Source organism: Pseudoalteromonas sp. NZS127 (genome assembly GCF_015864805.1).
Lineage (GTDB): Bacteria > Pseudomonadota > Gammaproteobacteria > Enterobacterales > Alteromonadaceae > Pseudoalteromonas > Pseudoalteromonas nigrifaciens.
Map to the genome: position 1 here is coordinate 151583 of NZ_JADYWN010000006.1, position 23523 is coordinate 175105.

The 23523-nt window shown below is 40.7% G+C and carries 24 protein-coding genes; 13 read left to right on the forward strand and 11 right to left on the reverse strand.

The genetic code is table 11. The annotated features are described in order from the left end of the window. Positions 1-13: 13 nt before the first annotated feature. A complete protein-coding gene (locus I6E78_RS08170; RefSeq protein ID WP_086997118.1) occupies positions 14-889 on the forward strand; it encodes a cytochrome c oxidase subunit 3 in 876 nt (291 codons plus the stop codon). Here the strand turns inward: I6E78_RS08170 and I6E78_RS08175 are convergent. Continuing rightward, positions 867-1097, reverse strand: a complete 231-nt coding sequence (locus I6E78_RS08175; RefSeq protein ID WP_050754475.1) for a DUF2909 family protein — start codon at positions 1095-1097, stop codon at positions 867-869. The genes I6E78_RS08170 and I6E78_RS08175 overlap by 23 nt on opposite strands. Positions 1098-1114: 17 nt before the next feature. Between I6E78_RS08175 and I6E78_RS08180 the strand changes: the two genes are divergently transcribed. From I6E78_RS08180 to I6E78_RS08200, 5 genes are read left to right on the forward strand one after another with little or no spacing between them, the layout of a single operon-like run. Further along, on the forward strand, positions 1115-1855 hold the full coding sequence (locus I6E78_RS08180) for an SURF1 family protein (protein WP_182677805.1): 741 nt from the start codon (positions 1115-1117) through the stop codon (positions 1853-1855). Beyond that, positions 1845-2339 (forward strand): transmembrane cytochrome oxidase associated protein, encoded by a 495-nt coding sequence (locus tag I6E78_RS08185; protein WP_086997112.1) that lies wholly within the window; start codon positions 1845-1847, stop codon positions 2337-2339. The genes I6E78_RS08180 and I6E78_RS08185 overlap by 11 nt, the downstream gene beginning before the upstream one ends. A gap of 13 nt (positions 2340-2352) precedes the next feature. Next, positions 2353-3342, forward strand: a complete 990-nt coding sequence (locus I6E78_RS08190; protein ID WP_197182269.1) for a COX15/CtaA family protein — start codon at positions 2353-2355, stop codon at positions 3340-3342. Positions 3343-3382: 40 nt separating this feature from the next. After that, positions 3383-4312 carry a heme o synthase gene (gene cyoE, locus I6E78_RS08195; RefSeq protein WP_011329493.1) on the forward strand — a complete coding sequence of 310 codons (930 nt, stop codon included), beginning with the start codon at positions 3383-3385 and terminating at the stop codon, positions 4310-4312. Continuing rightward, the gene (locus I6E78_RS08200) at positions 4309-4926 is read left to right on the forward strand and encodes an SCO family protein (protein ID WP_086997191.1); all 618 of its coding nucleotides are present in this window, start codon (positions 4309-4311) and stop codon (positions 4924-4926) included. Before cyoE ends, I6E78_RS08200 begins: the two co-directional genes overlap by 4 nt. 61 nt (positions 4927-4987) lie before the next feature. On the opposite strand, the gene I6E78_RS08205 is transcribed toward I6E78_RS08200, so the two are convergent. Then, positions 4988-6013 (reverse strand): polysaccharide deacetylase family protein, encoded by a 1026-nt coding sequence (locus tag I6E78_RS08205; RefSeq protein ID WP_197182270.1) that lies wholly within the window; start codon positions 6011-6013, stop codon positions 4988-4990. Between the two features lie 42 nt (positions 6014-6055). Between I6E78_RS08205 and I6E78_RS08210 the strand changes: the two genes are divergently transcribed. After that, positions 6056-7327 carry an MATE family efflux transporter gene (locus I6E78_RS08210; protein ID WP_089368991.1) on the forward strand — a complete coding sequence of 424 codons (1272 nt, stop codon included), beginning with the start codon at positions 6056-6058 and terminating at the stop codon, positions 7325-7327. A gap of 14 nt (positions 7328-7341) precedes the next feature. Here the strand turns inward: I6E78_RS08210 and I6E78_RS08215 are convergent, their stop codons facing one another. Both I6E78_RS08215 and nfuA read right to left on the reverse strand, forming a co-directional pair. Beyond that, positions 7342-7611 (reverse strand): hypothetical protein, encoded by a 270-nt coding sequence (locus tag I6E78_RS08215; RefSeq protein ID WP_011329489.1) that lies wholly within the window; start codon positions 7609-7611, stop codon positions 7342-7344. A 12-nt stretch (positions 7612-7623) separates the two neighbouring features. Then, the gene (nfuA, locus tag I6E78_RS08220) at positions 7624-8199 is read right to left on the reverse strand and encodes a Fe-S biogenesis protein NfuA (protein ID WP_011329488.1); all 576 of its coding nucleotides are present in this window, start codon (positions 8197-8199) and stop codon (positions 7624-7626) included. Between the two features lie 179 nt (positions 8200-8378). Here nfuA and I6E78_RS08225 point away from each other — a divergent pair, with 179 nt between their 5' ends. Beyond that, positions 8379-10910 carry a M14 metallopeptidase family protein gene (locus I6E78_RS08225; protein ID WP_179807497.1) on the forward strand — a complete coding sequence of 844 codons (2532 nt, stop codon included), beginning with the start codon at positions 8379-8381 and terminating at the stop codon, positions 10908-10910. A gap of 11 nt (positions 10911-10921) precedes the next feature. On the opposite strand, the gene I6E78_RS08230 is transcribed toward I6E78_RS08225, so the two are convergent. Beyond that, positions 10922-11599, reverse strand: coding sequence for a ComF family protein (locus tag I6E78_RS08230; RefSeq protein ID WP_011329486.1), 678 nt, complete (start codon positions 11597-11599; stop codon positions 10922-10924). A 74-nt stretch (positions 11600-11673) separates the two neighbouring features. On the opposite strand from I6E78_RS08230, the gene bioH reads away from it, so the two are divergent. The 3 genes from bioH (at position 11674) to I6E78_RS08245 (ending at position 13682) form a co-directional block, all read left to right on the forward strand. Next, on the forward strand, positions 11674-12411 hold the full coding sequence (gene bioH / locus I6E78_RS08235; protein WP_011329485.1) for a pimeloyl-ACP methyl ester esterase BioH: 738 nt from the start codon (positions 11674-11676) through the stop codon (positions 12409-12411). 90 nt (positions 12412-12501) lie between these two features. Continuing rightward, the gene (locus tag I6E78_RS08240) at positions 12502-12810 is read left to right on the forward strand and encodes a hypothetical protein (RefSeq protein WP_011329484.1); all 309 of its coding nucleotides are present in this window, start codon (positions 12502-12504) and stop codon (positions 12808-12810) included. 5 nt (positions 12811-12815) lie between these two features. Next, positions 12816-13682, forward strand: coding sequence for a putative metalloprotease CJM1_0395 family protein (locus I6E78_RS08245; protein WP_179807477.1), 867 nt, complete (start codon positions 12816-12818; stop codon positions 13680-13682). 312 nt (positions 13683-13994) lie between these two features. Here I6E78_RS08245 and I6E78_RS08250 read toward each other — a convergent pair whose 3' ends face one another. The 4 genes from I6E78_RS08250 to greB form a co-directional block, all read right to left on the reverse strand. After that, entirely contained in the window at positions 13995-16319 is a 2325-nt protein-coding gene (locus I6E78_RS08250) for a Tex family protein (RefSeq protein WP_197182271.1), read from the reverse strand. A 169-nt stretch (positions 16320-16488) separates the two neighbouring features. Continuing rightward, positions 16489-17070 (reverse strand): CBS domain-containing protein, encoded by a 582-nt coding sequence (locus tag I6E78_RS08255; protein WP_011329481.1) that lies wholly within the window; start codon positions 17068-17070, stop codon positions 16489-16491. A 50-nt stretch (positions 17071-17120) separates the two neighbouring features. Beyond that, complete coding sequence (locus tag I6E78_RS08260) at positions 17121-17432, reverse strand: hypothetical protein (protein ID WP_011329480.1); 312 nt, start codon at positions 17430-17432, stop codon at positions 17121-17123. A gap of 118 nt (positions 17433-17550) precedes the next feature. Beyond that, on the reverse strand, positions 17551-18030 hold the full coding sequence (greB, locus tag I6E78_RS08265; RefSeq protein ID WP_011329479.1) for a transcription elongation factor GreB: 480 nt from the start codon (positions 18028-18030) through the stop codon (positions 17551-17553). Positions 18031-18223: 193 nt separating this feature from the next. Between greB and ompR the strand changes: the two genes are divergently transcribed. Then, positions 18224-18943 (forward strand): osmolarity response regulator transcription factor OmpR, encoded by a 720-nt coding sequence (gene ompR / locus I6E78_RS08270; protein ID WP_011329478.1) that lies wholly within the window; start codon positions 18224-18226, stop codon positions 18941-18943. A gap of 5 nt (positions 18944-18948) precedes the next feature. After that, positions 18949-20250: a two-component system sensor histidine kinase EnvZ gene (gene envZ, locus I6E78_RS08275; protein ID WP_086998926.1), complete on the forward strand. Its 1302-nt coding sequence runs from the start codon at positions 18949-18951 to the stop codon at positions 20248-20250. 72 nt (positions 20251-20322) lie between these two features. Here envZ and I6E78_RS08280 read toward each other — a convergent pair whose 3' ends face one another. Together I6E78_RS08280 and speE are read right to left on the reverse strand one after the other, a co-directional pair. Next, on the reverse strand, positions 20323-22365 hold the full coding sequence (locus I6E78_RS08280) for a glycoside hydrolase family 97 protein (RefSeq protein WP_197182272.1): 2043 nt from the start codon (positions 22363-22365) through the stop codon (positions 20323-20325). Between the two features lie 179 nt (positions 22366-22544). Then, positions 22545-23408: a polyamine aminopropyltransferase gene (gene speE / locus I6E78_RS08285; protein WP_011329475.1), complete on the reverse strand. Its 864-nt coding sequence runs from the start codon at positions 23406-23408 to the stop codon at positions 22545-22547. Between the last annotated feature and the right edge of the window lie 115 nt (positions 23409-23523).

Consider the following 23523-nt stretch of genomic DNA (forward strand, 5'->3'; position numbering starts at 1 on the left):
AGGAGCAAATAAAATGAAGCAAGAATATGAGCATTATTATGTACCAGATCAAAGCCCATGGCCGATTGTTGGCGCAGTAGCATTATTTTTTATTGCAGTAGGTGCAGCTCTAACCGTAATGAGTGCCGGTAAAGAAGGTGGCAGTGGCATTTATATTTTGTACGCAGGTATAGCAGTACTGCTGTATATGTTGTTTAGCTGGTTTAAAAACGTGATTGATGAGGCCGGGAAAGGCTTATATTCGGCGCAAATGGATCGCTCTTTTCGACAAGGAATGAGTTGGTTTATTTTTTCTGAAGTAATGTTTTTTATGGCATTTTTTGGCGCACTTTTTTACGCCCGTATGCTTTCTGTGCCTTGGCTTGGTGGTGCCGATAACAATGCCATGACTAACGAAGTGCTTTGGCCTACATTTGAAGCTGTGTGGCCATTAATTACCACGCCAGGGGGCGACACTACCCAAGCTATGGGATGGCAAGGTCTACCGCTGATTAACACCTTAATTTTATTGACCTCATCAGTTACTTTGCATTTTGCCCATGTGGCGATAGAAAGTGATAAACGCGGCCAGTTAAAAGTGTTTTTAGGACTGACTATTTTATTGGGTGCAGTTTTTTTAGGCCTACAAGTAGAAGAATATATTCATGCGTATAACGATTTAAACTTAACATTAGATGCCGGTATTTATGGCAGCACGTTCTTTTTACTTACGGGTTTTCATGGCATGCATGTGACCTTAGGAACTATTATTTTATTGGTAGTATTTTTACGAATTTTAAAAGGACACTTTACTAAAGATAAGCACTTTGCTTTTCAAGCGGCGGCTTGGTACTGGCATTTTGTTGATGTAGTTTGGTTATGCTTATTTATATTTGTGTATGTGCTGTAGTTATTAAAGGGGCGTTATTGCCGCTAATAAAGCCAAGTTTTAGTGCGGCAATAACAACTATTAATACCACCACAGAAAATAATACGCGACGACCTAAAAAGTGAGACATAGGTCGTCCTTGGGTTTTTCCAGAGACCATAATAAATAAAGCGCGAAACAAGTTAAAAAGTATAAATAATAACAACAATACAATAAAAATTTTAATCATCACTAGGTTGACCCTTTATGCAGTTAATTAGATGGCGTGAACAAAAGTTTAGCTCAATAATCACCATTTGTATGGTGGTGATTGTAGTTTTGGTGTGTGTGCGTTTAGGTTTTTGGCAGTTAGAACGTGCGACACACAAACAACAGCAGTTAGCTTCTATTGCAACGCTGCAAACGCACGGTGTAATGAGCTGGCAGCAAATGCTTAAACTACCTAGTAACTGGAATAAAACAGGATTGTTAGTTGAGTTAACAGGGCATTTTATTAACGATGAATATTGGCTTTTAGACAACCAAGTTTATAACGGGCAGGTGGGTTATGACTTACTGGCACTGTTAAAGCCAAATAACGAAACACATGCCATTTTGGTTAATTTAGGCTGGATAAAAGCTCCCCTATCGCGCGATACATTACCTAAAGTAACCCTACCTAAACACGCTTTTACGCTTACTGCTCAAATAAAAGAAAATAACCTCACTGCTTTTAGCCTCGAGAGTAAAACCAATAACATTGATTTACCAAAGCGAGTGCAAACAATTGAATTAAATAAGTTGAGCGAACAAAGCCAGCAATTATTAGTTAATTTTATGGCGTATCGCCAAGGTAGCGGCGATGCAATAGGTATACCTCACTATACCGCGGTTGTTATGAGCCCACAAAAACACCACGCTTATGCGGTGCAATGGTTTTTAATTGCGCTGGCGTGCGTTTTAGTGGCTATTTTTGCAAGTAAAAAAAGGACACATAATGAAAAATAACCCCCTTTTACTGTTTGTCATTTGCTGCGCTATTCCGCTAATTTTAGCGTACAGCGCGCTTAAATTAGATTGGTTACCTACCGCCATTACTAACAATGGTGAGTTTTTACAGCAACAGGTTAAATATGAAAATTGGCCGCAAAACAATCATAAGCAATGGACTATTGCCCTAAATTACTCCAATGGATGTACTACGCCTTGTAGTGAGCAATTAGCCGCACTAAATAATTTATACATAGCGCTAGGCAAAAACCAGAATAAAGTAGATGTAGCCGTGATAGGCGAAGTAAAAGCTGCCAACTCCCCGTGGAAAAGTATAGATGCGCAACCAAACTTACAACCGGCTAGTTTGTATTTAATCGACCATATGGGGCTTGTAGTGCTTGAGTATCCATTTAAAACACAGCCACAGGAAAATAGATTAGTACAAAAAGGACTATTAAAAGATCTAAAAAAATTACTGAGTTATTCTCGTTCGAGCTAAGTAGGAAGATGCCATGTATAAAAATTATAAAAACTGGGTATTAGTAACGGGCTTATTGGCTTTGATAGTAGTGGCGCTGGGTGCTTATACTCGCTTAAGTGATGCCGGGTTGGGTTGCCCAGATTGGCCAGGATGTTATGGCTTTTTAACTGTACCCAAACATGAAGCCGATATAGCGCAAGCAGCACAAAGTTATCCCGATATGATGTTTGAAACCGCTAAAGCATGGAAAGAAATGATTCATCGCTACTTTGCCGGTACGCTAGGCTTGCTCATATTAGCCTTATTTGTATATGCTTTTTTAAAACGTCAATCGCCAACAACGCCAGTTAAATTACCATTACTACTGTTATTGTTAGTGATATTTCAGGCTGCATTAGGTATGTGGACGGTTACGATGAATTTACAGCCGTTAATAGTGATGGGCCACTTACTTGGTGGCTTTAGTATTTTAGCGCTGCTCACTTTATTATATTTACGATTAAACGCCAAGCCAATAATGGGGGGAGATGCAGGTGCAAGACGCTATTTTGGTTTAAGCTTAGTGGCGCTTAGCGTACTAATTATACAAATAGCGTTAGGAGGTTGGTTGGCTGCAAATTACGCTGCTCCGCATTGTAATGGCTTGCCTTTATGTAGTAATGCTCAGCCATTTTCGCTTAGTAGTGTGTTTCAGCTCCCGCTTGAGCATGGTAACTACGAGTTTGGCGTCCTGTCGCAGCAAGCACGTATGTCGATTCATTTATTACACCGTATTTGGGCATTAGTTACTTGCATAGTATTGGCATTAATTATGTGGCGAATATACAGCCGTGCCTACTCGCAAAAAATAAAAAGCTGCGCCGTTAGCGTGTTAGTTGTCTTATTTTGCCAAATTGCTTTAGGCCTCGCAGTGGTGCATTGGCATATTCCGTTAAGTATGGCACTGGCACATAACTTAATGGCTGCCATACTGTTATTAACTTTAATTAGATTATGCTATTACCTCAAAGCACAAACTTAAAAGCACGAACCTAAAATTACAAATAGAAAGGAGCGTTGTTATGGCACTTACAATAGATAAAAAAGCAATACAACCTATAAATACACTACCGCTAATTACACGTAGTTATAATTTATTACAAGATTATTTAGCCATTAGTAAATTTAAAGTAGTCGCTATGTTGGTACTGACCGCGTGGGTTGGTTTGGCGCTAGCACCCGATGTAGGCAGAGGCATGGGTGTACAGTTTATAAGCTTACTTGGCATAGGATTGCTTTCAGCAGCAGCAGCGGTAATTAACCATGTTGTTGATAGCGAAATAGACAGCAAAATGGCGCGTACTCGTCATCGCCCTGTAGCTAAAGGCCGCCTAAGTAAGGCACATGCACTGAGTTTTGCAGCAATAATAGGTGTGGCAGGTTTTATTATGCTAATGCTATGGGCAAATACCCTTACCGCCATATTAACCTTATTTGCGCTGGTGGGTTATGCCTTTGTATACACCTCTTTTTTAAAGCGTGCTACACCACAAAATATTGTTATTGGTGGCCTTGCTGGCGCTATGCCACCCTTATTGGGTTGGGTGTCTGAAACAGGGCAAATGGCAGCTGCACCTTGGCTACTAGTGATGATTATTTTTACGTGGACCCCTCCGCACTTTTGGGCCTTAGCTATAGCTCGTAAGAGCGATTACGCACGGGCTAAAATTCCTATGTTACCGGTTACGCATGGTATCGATTTTTCTAAAACCTGTGTGGTTGCTTACTCTGTGTTACTGGCAATTGTGTGTATATTTCCTTATTTGATAGGAATGTCGGGGTTAATTTATTTAATCGGCGCATCTGGATTAAATGCGGTCTTTATTTATAAAGCGATTAAATTAAAACTAGCCGCTAACGACGACACTGCTATGGATTTATTTCGCTTTTCAATTATTCATTTAATGGTACTCTTTATCATATTATTTATAGATAAATGGCTACTATTATGAAGCAATTATGGCTAGGGTTAGCTATTGTTTTAACACTGTTTTTATCGGCGTGCTCAGATGATAATGCACCGCCAGACGTTAATGCTTTAGTGTACGAGAATGCTAAACCTTTAGCCGACTTTAGTTTAGATGATCAACATGGCGAATTGGTTACTAAGCAGCAATTTTTAGGGCAATGGAATTTAGTGTTTTTAGGTTACACCAGCTGCCCCGATATTTGCCCGTTAACACTGGCTAAACTAAATGCGGTGTATAAAAATTTACGTAGTGATTACCCAGTGCAAATTTGGTTTGTATCGGTAGATCCCAAACGAGATACCCCAGCAAAACGCAAAGACTATATTGATTACTTTAATCCCGATTTTTTAGCGGTTTCGGGGGAGCACAAACAGCTTTTTCCTATGGTGAGAGGGTTAGGCTTAATTTACGCTATAAGTGATAGTAGCGAGTCAGAGTATGCAGTTGATCATAGTGCTTCAGTGGCTATGGTCGATGGCAATGGGGCGGTAAGAGCTATATTTAAACCTGAATTTAAACAAGGTAGCGTGCCGTTAATAAATTCCAAAGAGTTAACTCAAGAATTTAAAAAAATAGCTGATTATTATAAAAACTAGTTATTTAAACAGTAAATTAAAAAAGGAGCCCTAGGCTCCTTTTTTACTGCTGTAATTAAAACTATTCAATAACCCAAGGCTGCGAAAACCAAAAATAGCTACCAGCATTGTTAATTGCAGGGGCGGTACAATTAAAGCGCGAACGACCTTTAGTGAGCGCTTTAGGTGAGGTGACTTCTACTGTGTTTTTATTTATCCAGGTTAAATTAGCCTGGCCAACACTCGATACATAACAAGCAAACTGACTCTTATGAAAATCCCCCATAGTAAACTCAATAGTGAGTTTGGGTGGGTTTTGCGCCGTTACACTGTCTTCATAAGTGAGCGCGGTTATATTAAATGCGCGAGAATTCAATTTAGTGATCAGCGTATCTAATTTACTATAAAAGCCCGAAGCCGGAAAACGCGGTAAGCGACTAAAGTTAGAATCTTTATTTACAGCGCCAGAATGCTGACCTATACCAATAAAACCAAGCTCGGTTACTAGGGCTTGTAACTTATTGTTAAACTCGCCATACGGATAAGCTAAATATTTATAATCATGGCCAATTTCTGTTTTTATACGCTGCTGTGAATGTAGGATGTCTTGTTTAATGCGGGCTTGCCATTGTGCATCGCTTTCGTTTGCAAGCATATGGTGTAAGTAATCGTGTTGGCCACTATGATTGGCAATAAGTGCGCCTTTTTTTGCTAGCTCTTGGAGTTTATCCCAGCCCATTACATAGCCTTTACCTTCGTCTATTAGCTTAGGATTGACAAAAATTGTGTACGGATAGCCAAACTTTTCTAAAATTGGCGCTGCTTGCTCGTAATTATTGTTGTAACCATCATCGAAAGTAATAGCGACGGTTTTATCTGGTAAAGTGTGTTTTTGCTGCAACGCAGTTATCAGCTCATCTAAAGGAATAACATTAAAGTTATGCTCTTTTAAATAACTTAAGTGCTCAGTAAAAGTGCTCGCGCTAACGCTGGTTACCGCCGGAAGGGTTTCACTAACGTGATGATACTGTAAAATAACGGCTGCTTGAGCGCGCAGTGAAATACTAATAAGGATAAATAATACTAAATGAAACAATTTCTTATACATAATAAAGCACACCATAAAAGCTTGTTGTTGTTAGCGGGTCCGATGATATTATCAAATATTACCGTCCCACTGTTAGGAATTGTTGATACTGCAGTAATTGGCCACTTAGGGAGCGCTCATTATTTAGCCGGTATTGCGCTGGGATCTGCGGTTATATCAATATTATTTTGGCTCGCAGGCTTTTTAAGAATGAGCACCACAGGGTTAGTGGCACAAGCTTATGGGCAAAACGATTTAACCCAATTGGCGGCGTTATTAAAACGCAGCTTAGTGCTTTCTTGCTTTGTTGCCGTATTGCTTATCGCCTTATCGCCTTTAATAAAACACGCCATTGCATTTTTATCGGCGGCCAATAGCGACGTGCTTACGCAAGCGTATCAGTATTTTAGTATTCGTATTTTTAGTGCGCCTGCGGCCTTATGTAATTTAGTACTATTAGGTTGGATGCTAGGTATGCATTATGGCCGTGGGCCGTTTTATTTATTATTAGTGACTAATATTACCAATATAGTGCTCGACATATATTTTGTTGTATACCTAGATTGGGCAGTAGCAGGCGCTGCATGGGCGTCACTTATTGCCGATTACACCGCGTTAGTTTTTGCCGTGGTGTTAGTTATTAAATTAGCTAAAAAACGCGGCATAAAACTAAGCGTACCAGGTTGGTTTAGCATTACAAAAATGACAAACCTACTAAGCTTAAACCGTGATATTTTTATTCGCTCATTTATTTTACAGCTCTGCTTTAGCTTTATGACCTTTTACGGCGCACGAATTGGCGAAACCACGCTAGCAGCAAATGCAGTATTACTTAACTTTTTAATGTTGGTAAGCTTTGCACTCGACGGTATTGCTTATGCCAGTGAGGCAAAAGTAGGGCATGCTAAAGGTCAACAAAGTGTAAAAAATATTGAGCTTTGGGTAAGAATAAGTGTGTTTTGGGGCGCGCTATTTGCCTTAGCATACAGTTTGTTTTTTGCTATATTTGGCCGCTATATTATTACGCTATTAACTAATGTGCCGGAAGTGATCACCACGGCTACGCTGTACTTGCCTTGGATTATAGCCTTGCCATTATTGGCAATGAGTTGCTTTTTATTTGATGGTGTATTTGTTGGACTTACCCGGGCAAAGGCAATGCGAAATAGTATGTTGCTCTCAGCAAGTGTTGGTTTTTTTGGTGTATTTGCAGTGTTTCATCAGTGGGAGAATAATGGTTTATGGTTAGCAATGAGCTGCTTTATGCTAATGCGAGGAGTAACATTAATAGTGAAATACCAAAAGTTAAAGGCAAATAATCAGTTATTAGATTAAGGTAATTTGGTGGCTTATTTCCATAGGTCGGGGTCGTGGTTTTTAGGCTCAATATTTTTAAGTACTTGTGAAAAGCGATTAGCAAAAATACCGCTGTAGCCCCAAGCAGCAAAAAACAAAGCTGGCACTAAAATAACAACGCCAATAATTTGCAAGCTGTAGTGACTGTAATAGCCTAAAAAAATAAATATCACGGCTAGCACAAACAGTGCTACGCCGCGAAAAAAACGCTTTAAGCTAAGCTTAGGGTTGCTCCCTAAGCTATATATAAGCGACTTTAGCATTAAAAATGCTTATTAATAGTAAGAATGATCGCCCGCTTGGTGCTCAGTAATATCGGCAACACCAGTGATCTCTTCAAACTTTTCGATCATCTCTTTTTCAATGCCTTCTTTTAACGTGACATCGATCATAGAACAACCATTACAACCACCGCCAAACTGTAATACAGCAATACCTGCAGCGGTAATTTCCACTAAGCTTACTTGGCCACCGTGGTTAGCAAGTTGTGGATTTACTTCGGTTTCTAGCATGTGTTGTACGCGTTCGTTTAACGATGCATCACCGCTAATTTTACGCGCTTTAGCATTAGGTGCTTTTAGTGTTAACTGAGTACCCATTTTGTCGGTAACAAAATCAATTTCAGCGTCTTCTAAAAAGGGTGCACTTTCTGCATCTACAACGCCGTCAAAACCATTAAAGTTTAGGCGAATATCGCTGTCTTCTACAGCGTCTTCTGGACAATAAGAAACACCACATTCCGCTTGTGATGTACCAGGGTTTACAACAAAAACACGAATGTTGGTTTGTTGTGCTTGATCTGCTAATAGTTTAGCAAAATGCGCTTGTGCTGTTTCGGAAATTGAAATCATAAGACCGTCTATACTTGACTAAATTACTCGGATACTGCATATCATACCCCGCTCATCGTGTTGCGGCTAGTGTTGAGCGTAAAAAGTTGGCATCTATTTTAAGCAATGCTAGCGTGCAAACAACAAACATTTTATGAGTAAATTATATGCGTATAATAATAAAAATAACATTAATGATAATGGTGGCAATACTGAGTTTTTCAACTCAAGCTAAACCATTGTCTTACTACTTTGCAGAGGATGTTGAGTTTGATCCAAGTATACCCACTCCAGAGCAAGTGCTTGGTTATCAAGTAGGTGAGTGGCATGTAAGGCACGATCAGTTGGTGCGTTATATGGAAATACTAGCACAAAAAAGTGATCGAATTAATTTTGAAGTAATAGGGCGCACGCACGAACAGCGACCATTAGTGATGCTGACTATTACCGCCGCCAATAAATTAAAAAATATAGAGCAAATTCGCCAAGCCCATTTAGCGCGTTTAACGCCTAGCAACACGCAATCATCAGAGCAGCCTGGTGTTGTATGGATGGGGTACAGCGTACATGGCAATGAGTCGTCGGGCAGTAATTCTGCATTGCTGGTGGCGTATTACTTAGCCGCAGCGCAAGGTAATGAAATAAATGAGCTATTAAATAATACCGTTATTTTACTCGACCCTTCACTTAATCCCGATGGTTTAGCTCGTTTTGCTAATTGGGCTAATAGTAATCGTGGTATGAACTTATCGTCAGACCCCGTTACCCGGGAACACGTGGAAAGCTGGCCAAGTAGCCGTACTAATCATTACTGGTTTGACTTAAACCGCGACTGGTTATTACTACAACACCCAGAATCGCGTGCGCGTATTGCAAAGTTTCATCAGTGGAAACCAAATATTTTAACCGACTTTCATGAAATGGGGCCAAACAGCAGTTACTTTTTTCAGCCCGGTATTCCATCGCGCAAACACCCGATTACGCCTGATGAAAATGTCAGCTTAACTAAAGCAATTGCAAATTATCATGCTAAAACATTAGACGAAAATAATGCGCTATACTTCACCGAAGAAAGCTTTGATGACTTTTATTACGGTAAAGGCTCAACTTACCCAGACGTAAATGGTGGCGTAGGTATTTTATTTGAACAAGCCAGTTCGCGCGGGCATATTCAAGAAACCGTAAATGGGCCTCTCAGCTTTGCTTTTACTATTAAAAACCAGCTGCTTACTAGTTTATCAACATTTAAAGCCGCGATAGACAACCGCCAAGCCTTACTCGATTACCAAGCTAAGTTTTATAACCAGGCGATAGATTTAGCAGCCGATGAAAGCTTTCAAGGTTATGTAGTTGCAGGTGCAGCCGATAACACCCGAGTTAACGACTTTTTAAGCATACTGCAACAGCACCAAATTAACGCTTACCCTTTAACAAAAGAGCTAAAAGCAGGTGGTGAAACTTATTCTAGCAATAGCTATTTTGTGCCTTTAGCACAGCCACAATACCGTTTAGTTAAAGCTATTTTTAGCGAACAAAAAAACTTTGCCGATAACACTTTTTACGATGTATCTGGCTGGACACTAGCGCATGCATTTAATTTACCCTTTGCTAAAGTAACCAGTAGTTGGGGATTAAAAGTTGCTGATAACGCATGGCAACAAGCCGCCACACCGCGCTTTGCACAACTTAATGAAGGGTATGCATTTGGCTTTTCGTGGGATGATACCTTGGCGCCAAAAATGCTCAATAGTTTACTGCAGCAAGGGGTAAAAGCCCGTGTTGCATTAAATTCATTAACGGCTAAGTCAGTAAACAGCGAAGAAGTAAATTTTGCAGCGGGGAGTATTATTATTCCTGCAGGGTTACAAACAAATAGTGATTGGATAGCACAGCTTAATCAGGCGCAAAATGAGTTTGGCATTGCTATTAAGCCAATAACGTCAGGATTAACCAGTAAAGGTGCCGATTTAGGGTCACGCTCAATGGCGGTGCTTAGCGCTCCCAAAGTGCTGCTGTTAGGCGGTAAAGGGGTAAGCCAATATGAAGCTGGAGAAGTGTGGTACTACCTAGACCGTTTTGTGGGTGTTGCTCCAACCATTGTTGAGCTAGAGCGTTTGGGCTCAATTGAGCTAAGTAATTACAGCCATATTGTGCTGGCTCATGGTAACTACAGTGGTTTATCTGACGCTGATAAAGTGGCCATAAAAGGTTGGGTTAGAAAAGGCGGTGTTATTTGGGGTCACAAAGGCGGTGCTAAATTTTTAGCGGATCAGCAGCTATTAAAAGCCAGCTACTTGTCTCGCAAAGAAGTAGCCAGTGCGTTTAAAACCGACGGTTTAAACTATGCTGATAAAGAGCATTTAGCTGGGCGTCAGCGTATTGCAGGCGCTATTTTTAATACCCATGTAGATTTAACTCACCCACTTACCTTTTCATTACCACGTAATACGCTACCTGTATTTAAAAATAGCACTTGGTTGCTGGAGACCTCAGAGGCACCGTTTGTTAATGTGCTTACCTATACTGAGCAGCCATTACTTGCGGGCTTTACCGATGCTGTAAATGTTACTCAAGTTGCCGGCGCAGCAGGCTTAATTGCGCACTCTTACGGGCGTGGAGCAGTAATTGGTATGACCGACGATCCGGTGTTTAGAGGTTATTGGTACGGTACGAGTAGGTTACTTAGTAACGCATTGTTTTTTGGCCACACGTTTCGGGTAAGTGGCGACTAACTATTAAAATTTTAAATAGGCGTTAAGCAAGTGGTAAAAGCCCACACTTGTTTAGCGCCTGCCTGTTTTAAAGCCTGGGTGGCTGCATTAAGTGTAGCGCCTGTGGTCATAATATCATCAACAATTGCCACCGTTTTACCACTCATATCTGCAGTACATATAAATGCGTCTTTTAAATTTTTAACCCGCTTAGCTTTAGTTAGCTTAGATTGTGCGTGCGTTTTTTTATTACGTAACAGCGAATCACTAAGTAAATTAAAAGATGATAAACACGGTTGCCATACTTGTGTTACTTGATTAAAACCGCGCTGAAAAAATCGACTTTTATGCAGTGGTAATATAATAAAGGTATCGGGCAGTGGGTAATCAGGAGTAAAAAAAGTACTCAATTGTTTAGTAATAACTTGTTGTAATGCATTTTTATAATGTATTTGATTATTAAACTTAAGTTGCTTCAGCCATTGCTCAAAAGGGGGCTGGTAAAACGCACAGGAAAATAACTTATCAAATTCGCAGTTAGGAAACATTTCAATAATATCAGGGCGATATAGCAAGTTTTTTTGCTCGCTTAAATCAAATAATGGTAAATCTTCTAAGCAATACTCACACAAACCCAGCGCGGCTGGGACTGGGCCTTGGCAAAGTACGCAATGCGACTCAAACAGCCAATTTATAAATGCGTGCTTCATCGGATAAATATACTCATTACAATCGCCTAGTTAAACGCTATTATAAACTTCAGTTTGGTTAAGGTTTGGCAAATATGCAAAATGAATTAGTGTTACTACATGGTTGGGGTATGAACAAAGGTGTATGGCAATTAGTGCAGCCAGAGCTAGCATTTATTCATAATAACAACGTACGCAGTATTGATTTACCTGGCTACGGTAGTAGTAAAACATGCCCAAACCCTTATACCTTACACAGCGCTGCAGCACTTTTAAGTGAGCAGTTAAAACCTCACTCTATTTTAATGGGTTGGTCTTTAGGTGGGTTGTTTGCACTATATATTGCTAAACATTGGCCCGAAAAAGTAGCTAAAGTGATACTTGTTGCTGCTAGCCCCTTTTTTGCAGAGCAAGCGCCGTGGCCGGGTATAAAAGCACAGGTTTTAACGCAATTTAAAGAGCAGCTTGTTAATCATGGTGAAAAAACCATAGAGCGATTTTTAGCTATTCAGGCTATGGGCAGCGAATCGGCTCGTGATGACGTAAAACAACTTAAACAATTGCTAAATCAATATAAAGCCCCTGAAAATGAGGCTTTGACTGCGGGTTTAGATATTTTACAAAATGAAGATTTACGAGCGCTATTTACTCATTGCCCTGTGCCTATAAGCGCTATATTTGGTCGTTTAGATGCACTTGTTCCTTATAGAGCAATTGCCCAAATGGCAGCACTTAATACTGAGTTTGAGTATGAAGTATTAGATAAAGCGTCACATGCTCCTTTTATTTCTCATAAAAATGAATTTATATCTGCCGTTAAATCAATGCTTTAAAATAGAGCGACGAATAGCGCTGGTTAAAGCTTTATTTTGCGCATTAGTTGAGCGATAATTAAACAATATTTATTTTAATGGAGATTTAATATGCCAATAGGATCTGCATTTAATAGTGGCCTAGAAGGGTTTAACCGAGCTAGCCAAGGAATTGAAAGAGCCAGCGCAGAAATTAACCGTGCCAGTATTGAACAACAAGACGATGCGCAACTAGCACAGCAGCGCCAACTTACGGCTGCTCGCTCAGAAGAAGCGGTTACTGCGCCAGTAGCAAAACCTGCCCGTATTGATGAAGCTTTGGTAAACTTAAAAGTTGAAGAGTTTAACGCTAAAGCGAATACGCAATCGATTCAAACTGCCGATGATGTGCTCGGTACATTAATTGATATAAACGTTTAAATATTATGAATATTGTCACGCCATTCCCGTCTATTAATATAAACACCGCAAATGTTTATACCGAAACTGCACGGCGTGATAATCAGTTGCGAGAAGTTATTCCCCCGCCAGCATCAAGTACGGCTAGTAGCACCGAAAATAAAGCCCAAAGTGATGCCGAAAAAGCTAAATTACCGGGTAACAGTGACCCAGCTACTTACGACGCGAAAGGAAAGCTGATAGGTGAAAAGTCTGTTGAGGCACGTGACGAAAGTTCAGGCAATTCAGATAATGCTGAGCAAGAAAACGAGCAAGAAAAAAACCAAACAACAGAACAAGAAGCAGCAAAAGAAGAGCAGCAGTTAGCGCAACAAGCACTACAAATTAAAGAGCTTAAAGCGCGTGATACCGAAGTACGTGTGCACGAACAAGCGCATGCAGCAGTGGGTGGGCAACATGCGGGCTCGCCTAGTTATGAGTATCAGCGTGGCCCAGATGGCACTAATTACGCTGTGGGTGGCGAAGTGCAAATAGATGTGGGGGCTATAAGTGGCGATCCACAAGCAACCATAGAAAAAATGCAAACAGTACGTGCAGCAGCACTTGCCCCTGCTCAGCCATCGGGCGCAGATAGAGCAATTGCTGCCGATGCCACGCAAAAAATAGCCACCGCACAGGCTGAACTTGCAAGCCCAAAAAGTAATGAAGACGAAAAAACAACAAGTAAAGCAGCCGCTTCACTTTCAAGTAATGATAGCAGTGAAGAAAAAACAGCAAAAAGTGCAGAGCAAACGCGCGATACACAAGTTGAAGCACGCGCTGGGCGCATTGCTAATTTTTATCAAATGGCGACATCGCCCGCAAGCAACAGCGGTTTTTCAGCGCAAATATAGTTAACCTGAACTCTGGTTAAGAGATTTACTAACGTATTGAATTATAATTATATTTAACTTTATTTTCTCTAGCCAGAGATTTTCAGTGAAAATAAGGCGAGTTTACGCGTCAATAGCTGGCCTATTACAAGTAAATTCAACGCAGTTAGCGCTGAAAATAACTGCTTGAGATAGGTTTATTATCCGGAGATCAGGTTAGTTATGTAGCTTAAGCAATACTGAGCTTAAAGCTTTTATTAAAATACCCAAATAAAAAAACCGCTAACGCGGTTTTTTTATTTTTAGCTAGATTTATTCGGAGCTATATAAGTATTACTTTTTCAGTTTAGCGTTAGCAAATGCATCAGCAAACGCATTGCCCATTAGCGCATTACCATTATCACGCTTTGGCTTAGCAGCTCTTGGCTGTGAGTTGTTGTTAGTGCGTGGCTTTTGCGCAGCAGGAGCTGCTGGCTTATTACTGGTATCAATGTCGTCATCTAGGCGCATGGTAAAGCTAATGCGTTTACGTGCGGCATCAACTTCAACTACTTTAACTTTTACAATGTCACCGGCTTTAACAACTTCACGCGGATCAGAGATAAACTTATTAGTAATTGATGAAATATGTACTAAACCATCTTGATGTACACCTACATCAACAAAAGCACCAAAATTAGCAACGTTAGATACAACACCTTCTAAAATCATTCCTGGTTTTAGATCGCTTATTTTTTCTACGCCGGCTTTAAATTCAGCAGTTTTAAACTCAGGGCGAGGATCGCGCCCAGGCTTATCAAGCTCGCTAATAATATCGGTAACGGTAGGTAAACCAAATTTATCGTCAATGTAGTCGTTAGCGGCTAACTTATTTAAAAAGTCGCTGTTACCCATTAAGCTATTTACATCAATGCTATTGTGCTCACAAATACGCTTAACAACAGGGTAAGCCTCAGGGTGAACAGATGAGTTATCTAGCGGATCGCTGCCGTTGTTAATACGTAAAAACCCTGCGGCTTGTTCAAACGCTTTTGGCCCTAAACGCTCTACTTTTTTAAGCTCACTGCGTTTTGCAAACGAACCATTAGCATCGCGGTAGTTAACAATATTTTGCGCTAAGGTTTTGTTTAAACCAGAAACACGGGTTAGTAATGGCACCGAGGCCATATTTAAATCTACGCCTACAGAGTTTACACAGTCTTCTACTACTGAGATCAGGCTTTGCCCTAATTGGCTTTGCGATACATCGTGCTGATATTGACCTACACCTATGGCTTTAGGCTCAATTTTAACCAGCTCAGCAAGAGGGTCTTGTAAACGACGGGCAATAGAAACCGCGCCTCTTAGAGAAACGTCTAAATTAGGAAATTCATTAGCAGCAAGTTCTGAGGCAGAATAGACCGATGCACCCGCTTCGCTAACCATAATTTTATTAAGTTTAAGCTCGGCATTAGCTTTCATTAGTTCAGCAATTAACTTATCAGACTCGCGAGACGCGGTGCCATTACCAATCGCAATAAGCTCAACCTTATGTTGACGACAAAGCAGCTCTAAGGTGCGTACAGATTTTTCCCAGTGATTTTGTGGCGCATGTGGGAAAATAGTTTGTGTGGTTAAAAGTTTGCCAGTGCTATCTACAATCGCAATTTTACAACCGGTACGTAGACCAGGATCGAGCCCTAGAGTAGTACGCGGGCCAGCTGGTGCGGCCATGAGTAGGTCTTTTAAGTTTTTAGCAAATACATCAATTGCACCGGTTTCGGCTTTTTCGCGCATAGCCGCTAAAAATTCATTTTCTAAGTGTAAGCCTAGTTTAATTTTCCACGCCCACTGCACCACAGTTAATAGCCAGCTGCTAGCTGCTTGGTTTTTAATATCTAAGCGATAATGATCAGCTATCATTTGAGCACAAAGTTGCGCTGAATTTTCTGAGCTTGGTTCAGGATTAATATTAAGCTGTAAAATGCCTTCATTACGGGCTCTAAGCATAGCAAGCGCACGGTGCGAAGGTACTTTTTTAAGAGCCTCTTGATGCTCAAAGTAGTCACGATATTTAGCGCCAGCTTGTTCTTGGCCTTTAATTAAGCTGCTTTCAATAACCCCATTTTGACTAATGTAGCTTCTGAACTTCGCGAGTAACTTGGCGTCTTCGGCAAAACGCTCCATTAAAATAAACTTAGCACCTTCAAGGGCTGATTTTGTATCTGCTATGCCTTTATCGGCACTTACAAACTGCTCAGCTTGCTGCTCTGGATCTAGGTTGGCATCATTAAATAGTGCATTGGCAAGCGGCTCTAATCCCGCCTCTATTGCTATTTGCCCTTTGGTACGACGCTTTGCTTTATAAGGCAGGTATAAATCTTCAAGCTCAGTTTTACTTTGTGCAGCATTAATATCGGCGCTTAGCGCTGCAGTTAGTTTTTTTTGTGACTCTATAGTTGATAAAATAAAGCTACGGCGCTCTTCAAGCTCTCGTAAATACGACAACCTTTGCTCTAACAACCGCAGTTGCGTGTCGTCTAGTCCGCCGGTTACTTCTTTTCTGTAACGGGCAATAAAAGGAACCGTTGCGCCTTCATCAAGTAACTTTGTTGCTGCAACAACTTGTTGCTGTTGTGCGTTTAACTCACTGGCTAAACGTGCAGAGATATCGCTCATGCAAAAACCTTATAAAACAAAAATAAGACCAGTTAAATTAACTTAACTGGCGGGTCAATTGCTTGAATAATATCACAGGGGAGGGTAATAAAAAGGTCTTAAAGCAAGCTATTTTGCTTGCTTTAAGATGTAACAATCAAAGCGATAACTTTAATTGTTGTAAAGCGCTTTAATGGGGGTGATCTACGCTCTCTAGTACTTCACTAAATGAGTTAGCAATAGGGGTTATGTGCACAGGTATTTGCAGTGTTTTGGCAATTTCGCGAGCTGAAATTAAGCCACATATTTCATTATTAGCAGTAGTCACTAATAAAAACATAGCGCCACGGTGCTCCATTGTTTGTAGTGCATCGCCAATACATGCGTAGCTTAAGCTTTGCATGCTTACACCGAGTAAATTAGTTAACGGGGTCATTAAGTGGTGTAAGTTAACTTCGCTGCGCGGCAAGCCTATACGCTGGGCTATTATCATTGTTTTTGAGCTTTGTAAGTCTGCACTCGAAACAATGCCTATTAGCTTATGCTGCTCGTCGGTGACTAAAATAAAGTTTGAAGGTTGCACATTAAGTTGTTTTAGCGCTTGCTCAATGGTTGTATCGAATGATGCACGCACTGGTATTTTATTCGTAAAGTTATTAATCATTTTAATAGCAGGAGAGGTTAAATCAATAAGCGGTTGTTCAACAGCAAACGTGTTAGCAATAACGCCATGAGAAATATCTTGAATACGAAGTTCTTTAAAGTTAGACATATTAGTCACCTTATTTAGTTATAAAATTTAATAGTTTGAAAAGTAAGTTATTAAATTAAATAGCTAGGTGGGCCTCGCTGATGCGCGCAGCTAAAAGGTTTGTCTAAAATAGTACTCTGGTAATAAGAGTAGGGTGCTTTAGGGAGTGGTTGCAGTACCCTAAGGCTAATAACATAGGCATGAGAATCAAAGTCTATGTCGGGATTTGTTTGATCAGGAGTGTCACAAGCAATAAAGTGGGGAGTAACTATACTTGAGTCTAGTTGTGTGTTTTTAGGGCTAGCATGCAAGGTCAAACTTACACTCATGAAGAGTGCAAACAATACGGCATTACTTAATATGCGCGATACTATGTTTGACATAAATACGACCTTAATTAACGAGTCTCAAATTAAAATTGTGTAACTTGAGTTAAATCAGTTATAGCTCATTGCATTAAGTTACACAATAAAAAGTTAATATGATCTGAATCAAAGCAGCTTAACTATTTTTTTGATAGCTAATGCTATTTACGTACCACTGTTTTTTGCCTTGAGGGGTGATAACGTCAAACTCGTCATCTACTTGTTTTTTTAACAACGCTCGCGCCATTGGTGAATCAATCGAAATATAGTCTTTACGCTCGTAAATTTCATCGGGACCGACAATTTTAAACTTTTTAGTCTCGCCTTGCTCATTTTCAATTTCAACCCAAGCACCAAAAAACACTTTGCCATCTTGCACAGGCGAATAATCAATAATTTTTAAGTCGGGTATGCGCTTACGTAAGTAGCGCACACGGCGGTCTATTTGCCGTAGAAGCCGTTTATTATATTGATAATCTGCATTTTCAGATCTATCTCCTAGGCTGGCCGCCCAGCTTACTATTTTGGTGATTTCAGGGCGTTTTACATTCCATAAATGGGTATGTTCTTGTTGTAATTGTAAGTAGCCTTCGCGGGTAATTAAGTTTGTTTTCACGCCATGTTCTTTTTTAATACTCATACAGAGCAAGGTATTAAAATAACCCAAACTTGTCGAGTGTATTATTAATAAAACACGCGCACAAATGAGTTTGAAATGTTCAGTAACAATCTAAGCGGCTAATAAATTGTTGCTTACAGGTTTTTTCATTTATATTAATGGGTAATAGATTATAAAAATAAGAAACACAATGGGACACGAAACGACAAAAGTATTGGTTGTAGATGATGACATGCGTTTACGCAGCTTACTGGAGCGCTATTTAGTAGAGCAAGGCTTTATTGTAAGAACAGCGGGTAATTCAGAGCAAATGGATCGGCTTATCGAACGTGAAAACTTTCATTTAATGGTGCTCGATTTAATGCTGCCGGGTGAAGATGGTTTGTCTATTTGTCGTCGTTTACGCCAAAAAGAAAACGACATTCCAATTGTTATGCTTACCGCTAAAGGTGATGAGGTTGACCGTATTATTGGCCTTGAATTGGGAGCAGACGACTACATTCCAAAACCATTTAATCCACGAGAGCTGTTAGCGCGAATAAAAGCTATTTTACGACGCCGTGCCAAAGAAGTGCCGGGCGCACCTGCTGCAGAAGAAAACTTGATTGAATTTGGGCGATTTTCGCTTAATTTAGCCACTCGCGAAATGAGCGAAGGCGATAAAACAATTTCCTTAACCAGTGGCGAGTTTGCAGTGCTTAAAGCGCTGGTCTTGCATCCACGTGAGCCGCTGAGCCGTGATAAATTGATGAACCTAGCGCGCGGGCGAGATTACAGCGCACTGGAGCGCAGTATTGATGTGCAAGTGTCGCGACTTCGCCGCATGATTGAGTTAGATGCCGCCAGCCCACGTTATATTCAAACTGTTTGGGGCTTAGGATATGTATTTGTTCCCGATGGTGAAAAGTAATTTATATGGGACTATTTCCGCGTAGTGCATTTGGGCAAACCGTTTTTTTAGTGGCGGCTTTGCTGTTAATAAATCAAATAGTATCTTACGTAACGGTGAGCTTATACGTAGTAAAACCTACCATTGAGCAAGTTAATTTAATGCTGGCTAAGCAAATTAAAACCGTATTTATTGACTGGGAAGATGGTGTTGAAGTAACCAATGAAGTATCGGATAAGTTTTTTGAAATTACCGGTATTGAAGTCATGACTCAGCATGAAGCAATGCGCAGTGGTTTGGGGCAAAGTCGCGAATATTCGGTATTATCGCGTAGTATGTCTGAGCAGCTAAATGGTTCTGCGCGGGTGCGTATTAGCCAAACCGATCCACTCATATACTGGGTAGAAGCCCCGCAAGCATTAGGTTATTGGGTAAAAGTGCCGCTTAGTGGGTTTAAAGAAAATAACCTCGAGTTTTTAACCTTTTACTTATCAAGTATTGGTTTTTTAAGTGTATTAGGTGGTTGGTTATTTGCTAGGCACTTAAATAGGCCATTAAAAGCATTGCAACAAGCGGCGGTTAAGGTAGGTAAAGGCGATTTTAGTACTAAGTTAGCCGAACAAGGATCGAGTGAAGTTATTGCTGTAACACGGGCATTTAATCAAATGTCGCGGGGTATTGCTGCGCTTGAAAACGATCGTCGGCTGCTAATGGCAGGGGTATCTCATGATTTACGCACTCCACTAACCCGCATTCGTTTAGCCACCGAAATGATGGCAGATGAAGATGACTATTTGCGTGAAGGCATTATTTACGATATTGAAGACATGAACGGCATTATCGATCAGTTCATTGAATATTTACGCCATCACAAACGTGAAGAGCTAAGCTGTGAGGACATTAACGCGTTAGTGGCAGAGGTAGTGCACACTGAGCTTAAACACCAGCGAGTAATTACCTTTAAAGGTAATCCTAGTATTGGCAATATACCTATTAGTGCAGTGGCAATTAAGCGTGTAATAACCAATATGATTGAAAATGCGCTGCGTTACTCAGAAGGTGATATTGAAGTACTCTGCTATTTTAATAGCAATAAAAAGTATGTTGTTATTGCGGTAAACGATAGTGGCCCGGGTATACCAGAGGGCGAACTGGAGTCGGTATTTGAGCCGTTTAAGCAAGGCGATACAGCACGTGGTAGCGAGGGCAGCGGTTTAGGGCTGGCTATTATTAAACGCATTATAGATATGCATGACGGTAAAGTTAAATTATCTAACCGGCCTGAGGGCGGGTTAAGTGCACAAATTTACTTACCAATTAAAGTATAATACCAACCCACTTTACTGCAGCGGGTTGGTATTAAGTTGTGCTGGCCAAAATTATAAATACGCAGTAAGCGATTAAAGTGCTTTAAAACGAATAGCCGTACCGCCACTGGTGGCCAGCTTAAGCGTTAATTTATCGCTTGCAGTAACAAGGCGTTTTTCGATAGTTAAATCGTACGGATTATTTTTCCATTCGGCATTCTTACCATCTTTATAAATATGTGCCTCAAACTGTTTGCCGTTATCTAAAAAGTCTAAACTAATCTCAATAGTACGCGCTTGCTCGTCAGTCACTGCGCCTAAATACCAGTCGTTGCCGGTATATTTGTCGCGCTTTCGCTCTTTTCGCGCAAATACAATAAAGTCACCTACTGCACCATCAAGGGCAATGCTTTGTTGCCAGTCGGTCGGTACGTCTTGAATAAATTGAAATGCATCGGGTTTAGCTAAATAATTTTTAGGTAGGTCGGCCGCCATTTGAATCGGACTATACAATACAACATACAATGCTAGTTGTTTAGCCAGCGTAGTTTGCGGGCGATTAGTATTAGCGCCTAAACCGTTAAAACTTAAATCGAAAATACCAGGAGTAAAATCCATAGGCCCAGCAAGCATGCGGGTAAATGCCAGCATAGAAATGTGCTCGGGTGGATTAGGAGGAGTACCCCATGCGTTAAACTCTTGTCCGCGTGCGCCTTCTCGAGTGATCCAGTTTGGATAAGTACGGCGCAGTCCGGTATCTTTAATCGGCTCGTGGGTGTTAATACTTATTTTATGTTTAGCAGCTAGCTTAACGTTATGTAAGTACTCGTTAACCATAAATTGGCCGTCGTGCCACTCATGGCGAGCTATACCGTTTTTGTCAATGCGCTTAATGTTTCCGCCATCGGCTACGTAACCGGTTTTAACTTGGCTAACGTTAGATTTTTCATACAATGCAAAGGCATCTGCCATTTGCTTGCGATAGTTACTGACGTTGCCGGATGTTTCGTGATGGCCAATGAGTTGCACGCCTGTTTGCTTAGAATATTTTGTTAGCGCTGCTATATCAAAATCATCGTAGGGCTGAGTAAAGCTAAACACATCACCATTAAAAAACCAGTCGCCATCCCAGCCTGTGTTCCAGCCTTCAACTAATACGCCATCAAAACCATATTTGGCGGCAAAGTCCATGTAGTATTTGGTATTTTTTGTAGTAGCGCCGTGCTTGTCGCCGCTGCCCCAAGTGTGTGTGTTTATATGCATACCCCACCAAATACCTATGTATTTACCTGGTTTTACCCACGACACGTCACCGAGTTTATTCGGCTCATTTAGATTTAAAATAATATCTGAGTTAACTAAGTCAACGGCTTTTTCGCCAATTTGAATAGTGCGCCATGGGGTATTAAATGCGCCCTGTTTTTTAACGGCAACACCACTCGACCATGGCGTTAAATCGGCTTGAAAAACCCCAGGGCGGCGTTGATTAAGTACCATGGCGGCGTAATCAACAAGGGCGGCTTCATGAATACTAATATGCACACCATCTTGGTTTTTAAAGGTAAATGGCGTATGTACCAATGCGGCATCGTTTAATGGGGTGGTATTATATACATATTCGTAGCGATTCCAGCCGCGGGCAGGGATCCACCAAGCTGTCGCTGTGTGGCTGTTATTAACAGCAAACTCGGTAAGCTCTTTGGTTATTTCAATATTGTTAAGGCCTGCTTGTTTTGGTACTTCGTATCTAAAACCCACGCCACTATCAAACGCTTTAAAGCGCACGCTATAAGTACCACCTTGAGGTTGTGGCTTAGCAAAGGTTACAGTTACCTCGTTATGCTGATCTACAACCGTTTGTCGCTCGCCCCAAGGTTGTTGCCACTGAGTGTTGGTACTTTGTTGTTGAACTTTGGTTATTTTAAAGCTGTTACTAAACGGTGCATGTTGTTTAAATTCAAACCCGAGAGCAGAATTATTAATGACTGTTTTATTTTTAAAACTAATAGAATAACTAGGTGTACTCTGCTCGTCTGAGATGATTATTTTTATATTACCGTCAGGCGATTGTACGGTAGCTGTTTGAGCAACCGTGATACTTGAAAAAGCCATGAGTAGCAGTGCCAATGTGCGCATAATAGTTCCTTGGGTTAGCGACGTGTTTGGCTATCAAGCATAAAGCGAGAGGGTGGTGAATACGACAGGTTGCATACGTATTCAGGGTGATAAAAAGTGAGCAGTGAGGTTGCTTGTACGCTAAGCAATAAAAAAGGGCTCTGTTGAGCCCTTAATTTAGTATTGCTTAGATTGCGAGATTATTTTTTATCAAAAGCGCGTTGCATAAAGTTTGGCGTAGCTAATGCACCGTGATGAATGCCGTTGTTGTAGTATTCGCTGTTCTTTGCAATATCGGCTGCTGCATCTTCTCTAAAGCCATTAAAGGCTGCAGATTTACGCGCTAAAGTTACTGACCATAAACCACTTGGGTATATAGGTTGCGGGAATGGCAGTGTTTGTAAGTCGTTAAAACCTACCGTTAGCATAGCTTCGCGCATTTCAACTAATAACGGCATATGCATAAGCGGTGATTCGCTTTGTTGTACTAAAATGCCACCTGGGCGAAGGGCGTTTAAGCAGCTAGTGTAAAATGCATGATTAAATAAACCTTCACCTGGGCCTACTGGGTCGGTGCCATCAACAATAACAACATCGATTGATTCGCTTGCGGCTTCGCGCATGTATTTAATGCCGTCGTCAAACATAACTGTTGCACGAGGATCGTTGTTAGATTCACACAGCTCTGGGAAGTATTTTAACGACATTTGCGTTACTACTTCGTCTATATCTATTTGCGTAACGCTCTCTACACCAGGGTGCTTTAACACTTCGCGTAAGGTACCGCAGTCGCCGCCGCCAATAATAACTACATTTTTAGGTGCTGGGTGCGCTAAAAGTGCAGGGTGGCTGATCATCTCATGATAAAAAAAGTTTTCGCGGCTACTTACCATAGTGCAACCGTCGATGATCATTAAATTACCAAAGTCGGTGGTTTCGAACATTTCTACTTTTTGAAAAGGAGACTGTTTTTCATCTAACTTTTTGTTAATACGTAATGAAAATGCGCTGCCATCGCGGTCGCTAATTTCAGTAAACCACTTACTTTGATCTAAATTTGCCATAGTTACTATTACACTTTTTTAAGTTGAGGATGAAAAAGGGGGCAATTTTGCCAGTGCTTGACGTTTTGCTCAATGACATTTTAACTGATTTAACCAATAAAGTTAGTTAGGAATG

Bases quoted from the DNA above. Each gene is read 5' to 3' on its own strand.
- I6E78_RS08230 (WP_011329486.1), bottom strand. From the start codon at position 11,599: ATGAAGCACGCATTTATAAATTGGCTGTTTGAGTCGCATTGCGTACTT.
- nfuA (WP_011329488.1), bottom strand. From the start codon at position 8,199: ATGATTTCAATTTCCGAAACAGCACAAGCGCATTTTGCTAAACTATTA.
- I6E78_RS08170 (WP_086997118.1), top strand. From the start codon at position 14: ATGAAGCAAGAATATGAGCATTATTATGTACCAGATCAAAGCCCATGG.
- I6E78_RS08280 (WP_197182272.1), bottom strand. From the start codon at position 22,365: ATGCGCACATTGGCACTGCTACTCATGGCTTTTTCAAGTATCACGGTT.
- cyoE (WP_011329493.1), top strand. From the start codon at position 3,383: ATGGCACTTACAATAGATAAAAAAGCAATACAACCTATAAATACACTA.
- I6E78_RS08225 (WP_179807497.1), top strand. From the start codon at position 8,379: ATGGTGGCAATACTGAGTTTTTCAACTCAAGCTAAACCATTGTCTTAC.
- I6E78_RS08240 (WP_011329484.1), top strand. From the start codon at position 12,502: ATGCCAATAGGATCTGCATTTAATAGTGGCCTAGAAGGGTTTAACCGA.
- envZ (WP_086998926.1), top strand. From the start codon at position 18,949: ATGGGACTATTTCCGCGTAGTGCATTTGGGCAAACCGTTTTTTTAGTG.
- speE (WP_011329475.1), bottom strand. From the start codon at position 23,408: ATGGCAAATTTAGATCAAAGTAAGTGGTTTACTGAAATTAGCGACCGC.
- I6E78_RS08245 (WP_179807477.1), top strand. From the start codon at position 12,816: ATGAATATTGTCACGCCATTCCCGTCTATTAATATAAACACCGCAAAT.
- I6E78_RS08215 (WP_011329489.1), bottom strand. From the start codon at position 7,611: ATGCTAAAGTCGCTTATATATAGCTTAGGGAGCAACCCTAAGCTTAGC.
- I6E78_RS08175 (WP_050754475.1), bottom strand. From the start codon at position 1,097: ATGATTAAAATTTTTATTGTATTGTTGTTATTATTTATACTTTTTAAC.
- I6E78_RS08185 (WP_086997112.1), top strand. From the start codon at position 1,845: ATGAAAAATAACCCCCTTTTACTGTTTGTCATTTGCTGCGCTATTCCG.
- ompR (WP_011329478.1), top strand. From the start codon at position 18,224: ATGGGACACGAAACGACAAAAGTATTGGTTGTAGATGATGACATGCGT.
- I6E78_RS08200 (WP_086997191.1), top strand. From the start codon at position 4,309: ATGAAGCAATTATGGCTAGGGTTAGCTATTGTTTTAACACTGTTTTTA.
- I6E78_RS08190 (WP_197182269.1), top strand. From the start codon at position 2,353: ATGTATAAAAATTATAAAAACTGGGTATTAGTAACGGGCTTATTGGCT.
- I6E78_RS08260 (WP_011329480.1), bottom strand. From the start codon at position 17,432: ATGTCAAACATAGTATCGCGCATATTAAGTAATGCCGTATTGTTTGCA.
- I6E78_RS08250 (WP_197182271.1), bottom strand. From the start codon at position 16,319: ATGAGCGATATCTCTGCACGTTTAGCCAGTGAGTTAAACGCACAACAG.
- bioH (WP_011329485.1), top strand. From the start codon at position 11,674: ATGCAAAATGAATTAGTGTTACTACATGGTTGGGGTATGAACAAAGGT.
- I6E78_RS08180 (WP_182677805.1), top strand. From the start codon at position 1,115: ATGCAGTTAATTAGATGGCGTGAACAAAAGTTTAGCTCAATAATCACC.
- I6E78_RS08210 (WP_089368991.1), top strand. From the start codon at position 6,056: ATGATATTATCAAATATTACCGTCCCACTGTTAGGAATTGTTGATACT.
- I6E78_RS08255 (WP_011329481.1), bottom strand. From the start codon at position 17,070: ATGTCTAACTTTAAAGAACTTCGTATTCAAGATATTTCTCATGGCGTT.
- I6E78_RS08205 (WP_197182270.1), bottom strand. From the start codon at position 6,013: ATGTATAAGAAATTGTTTCATTTAGTATTATTTATCCTTATTAGTATT.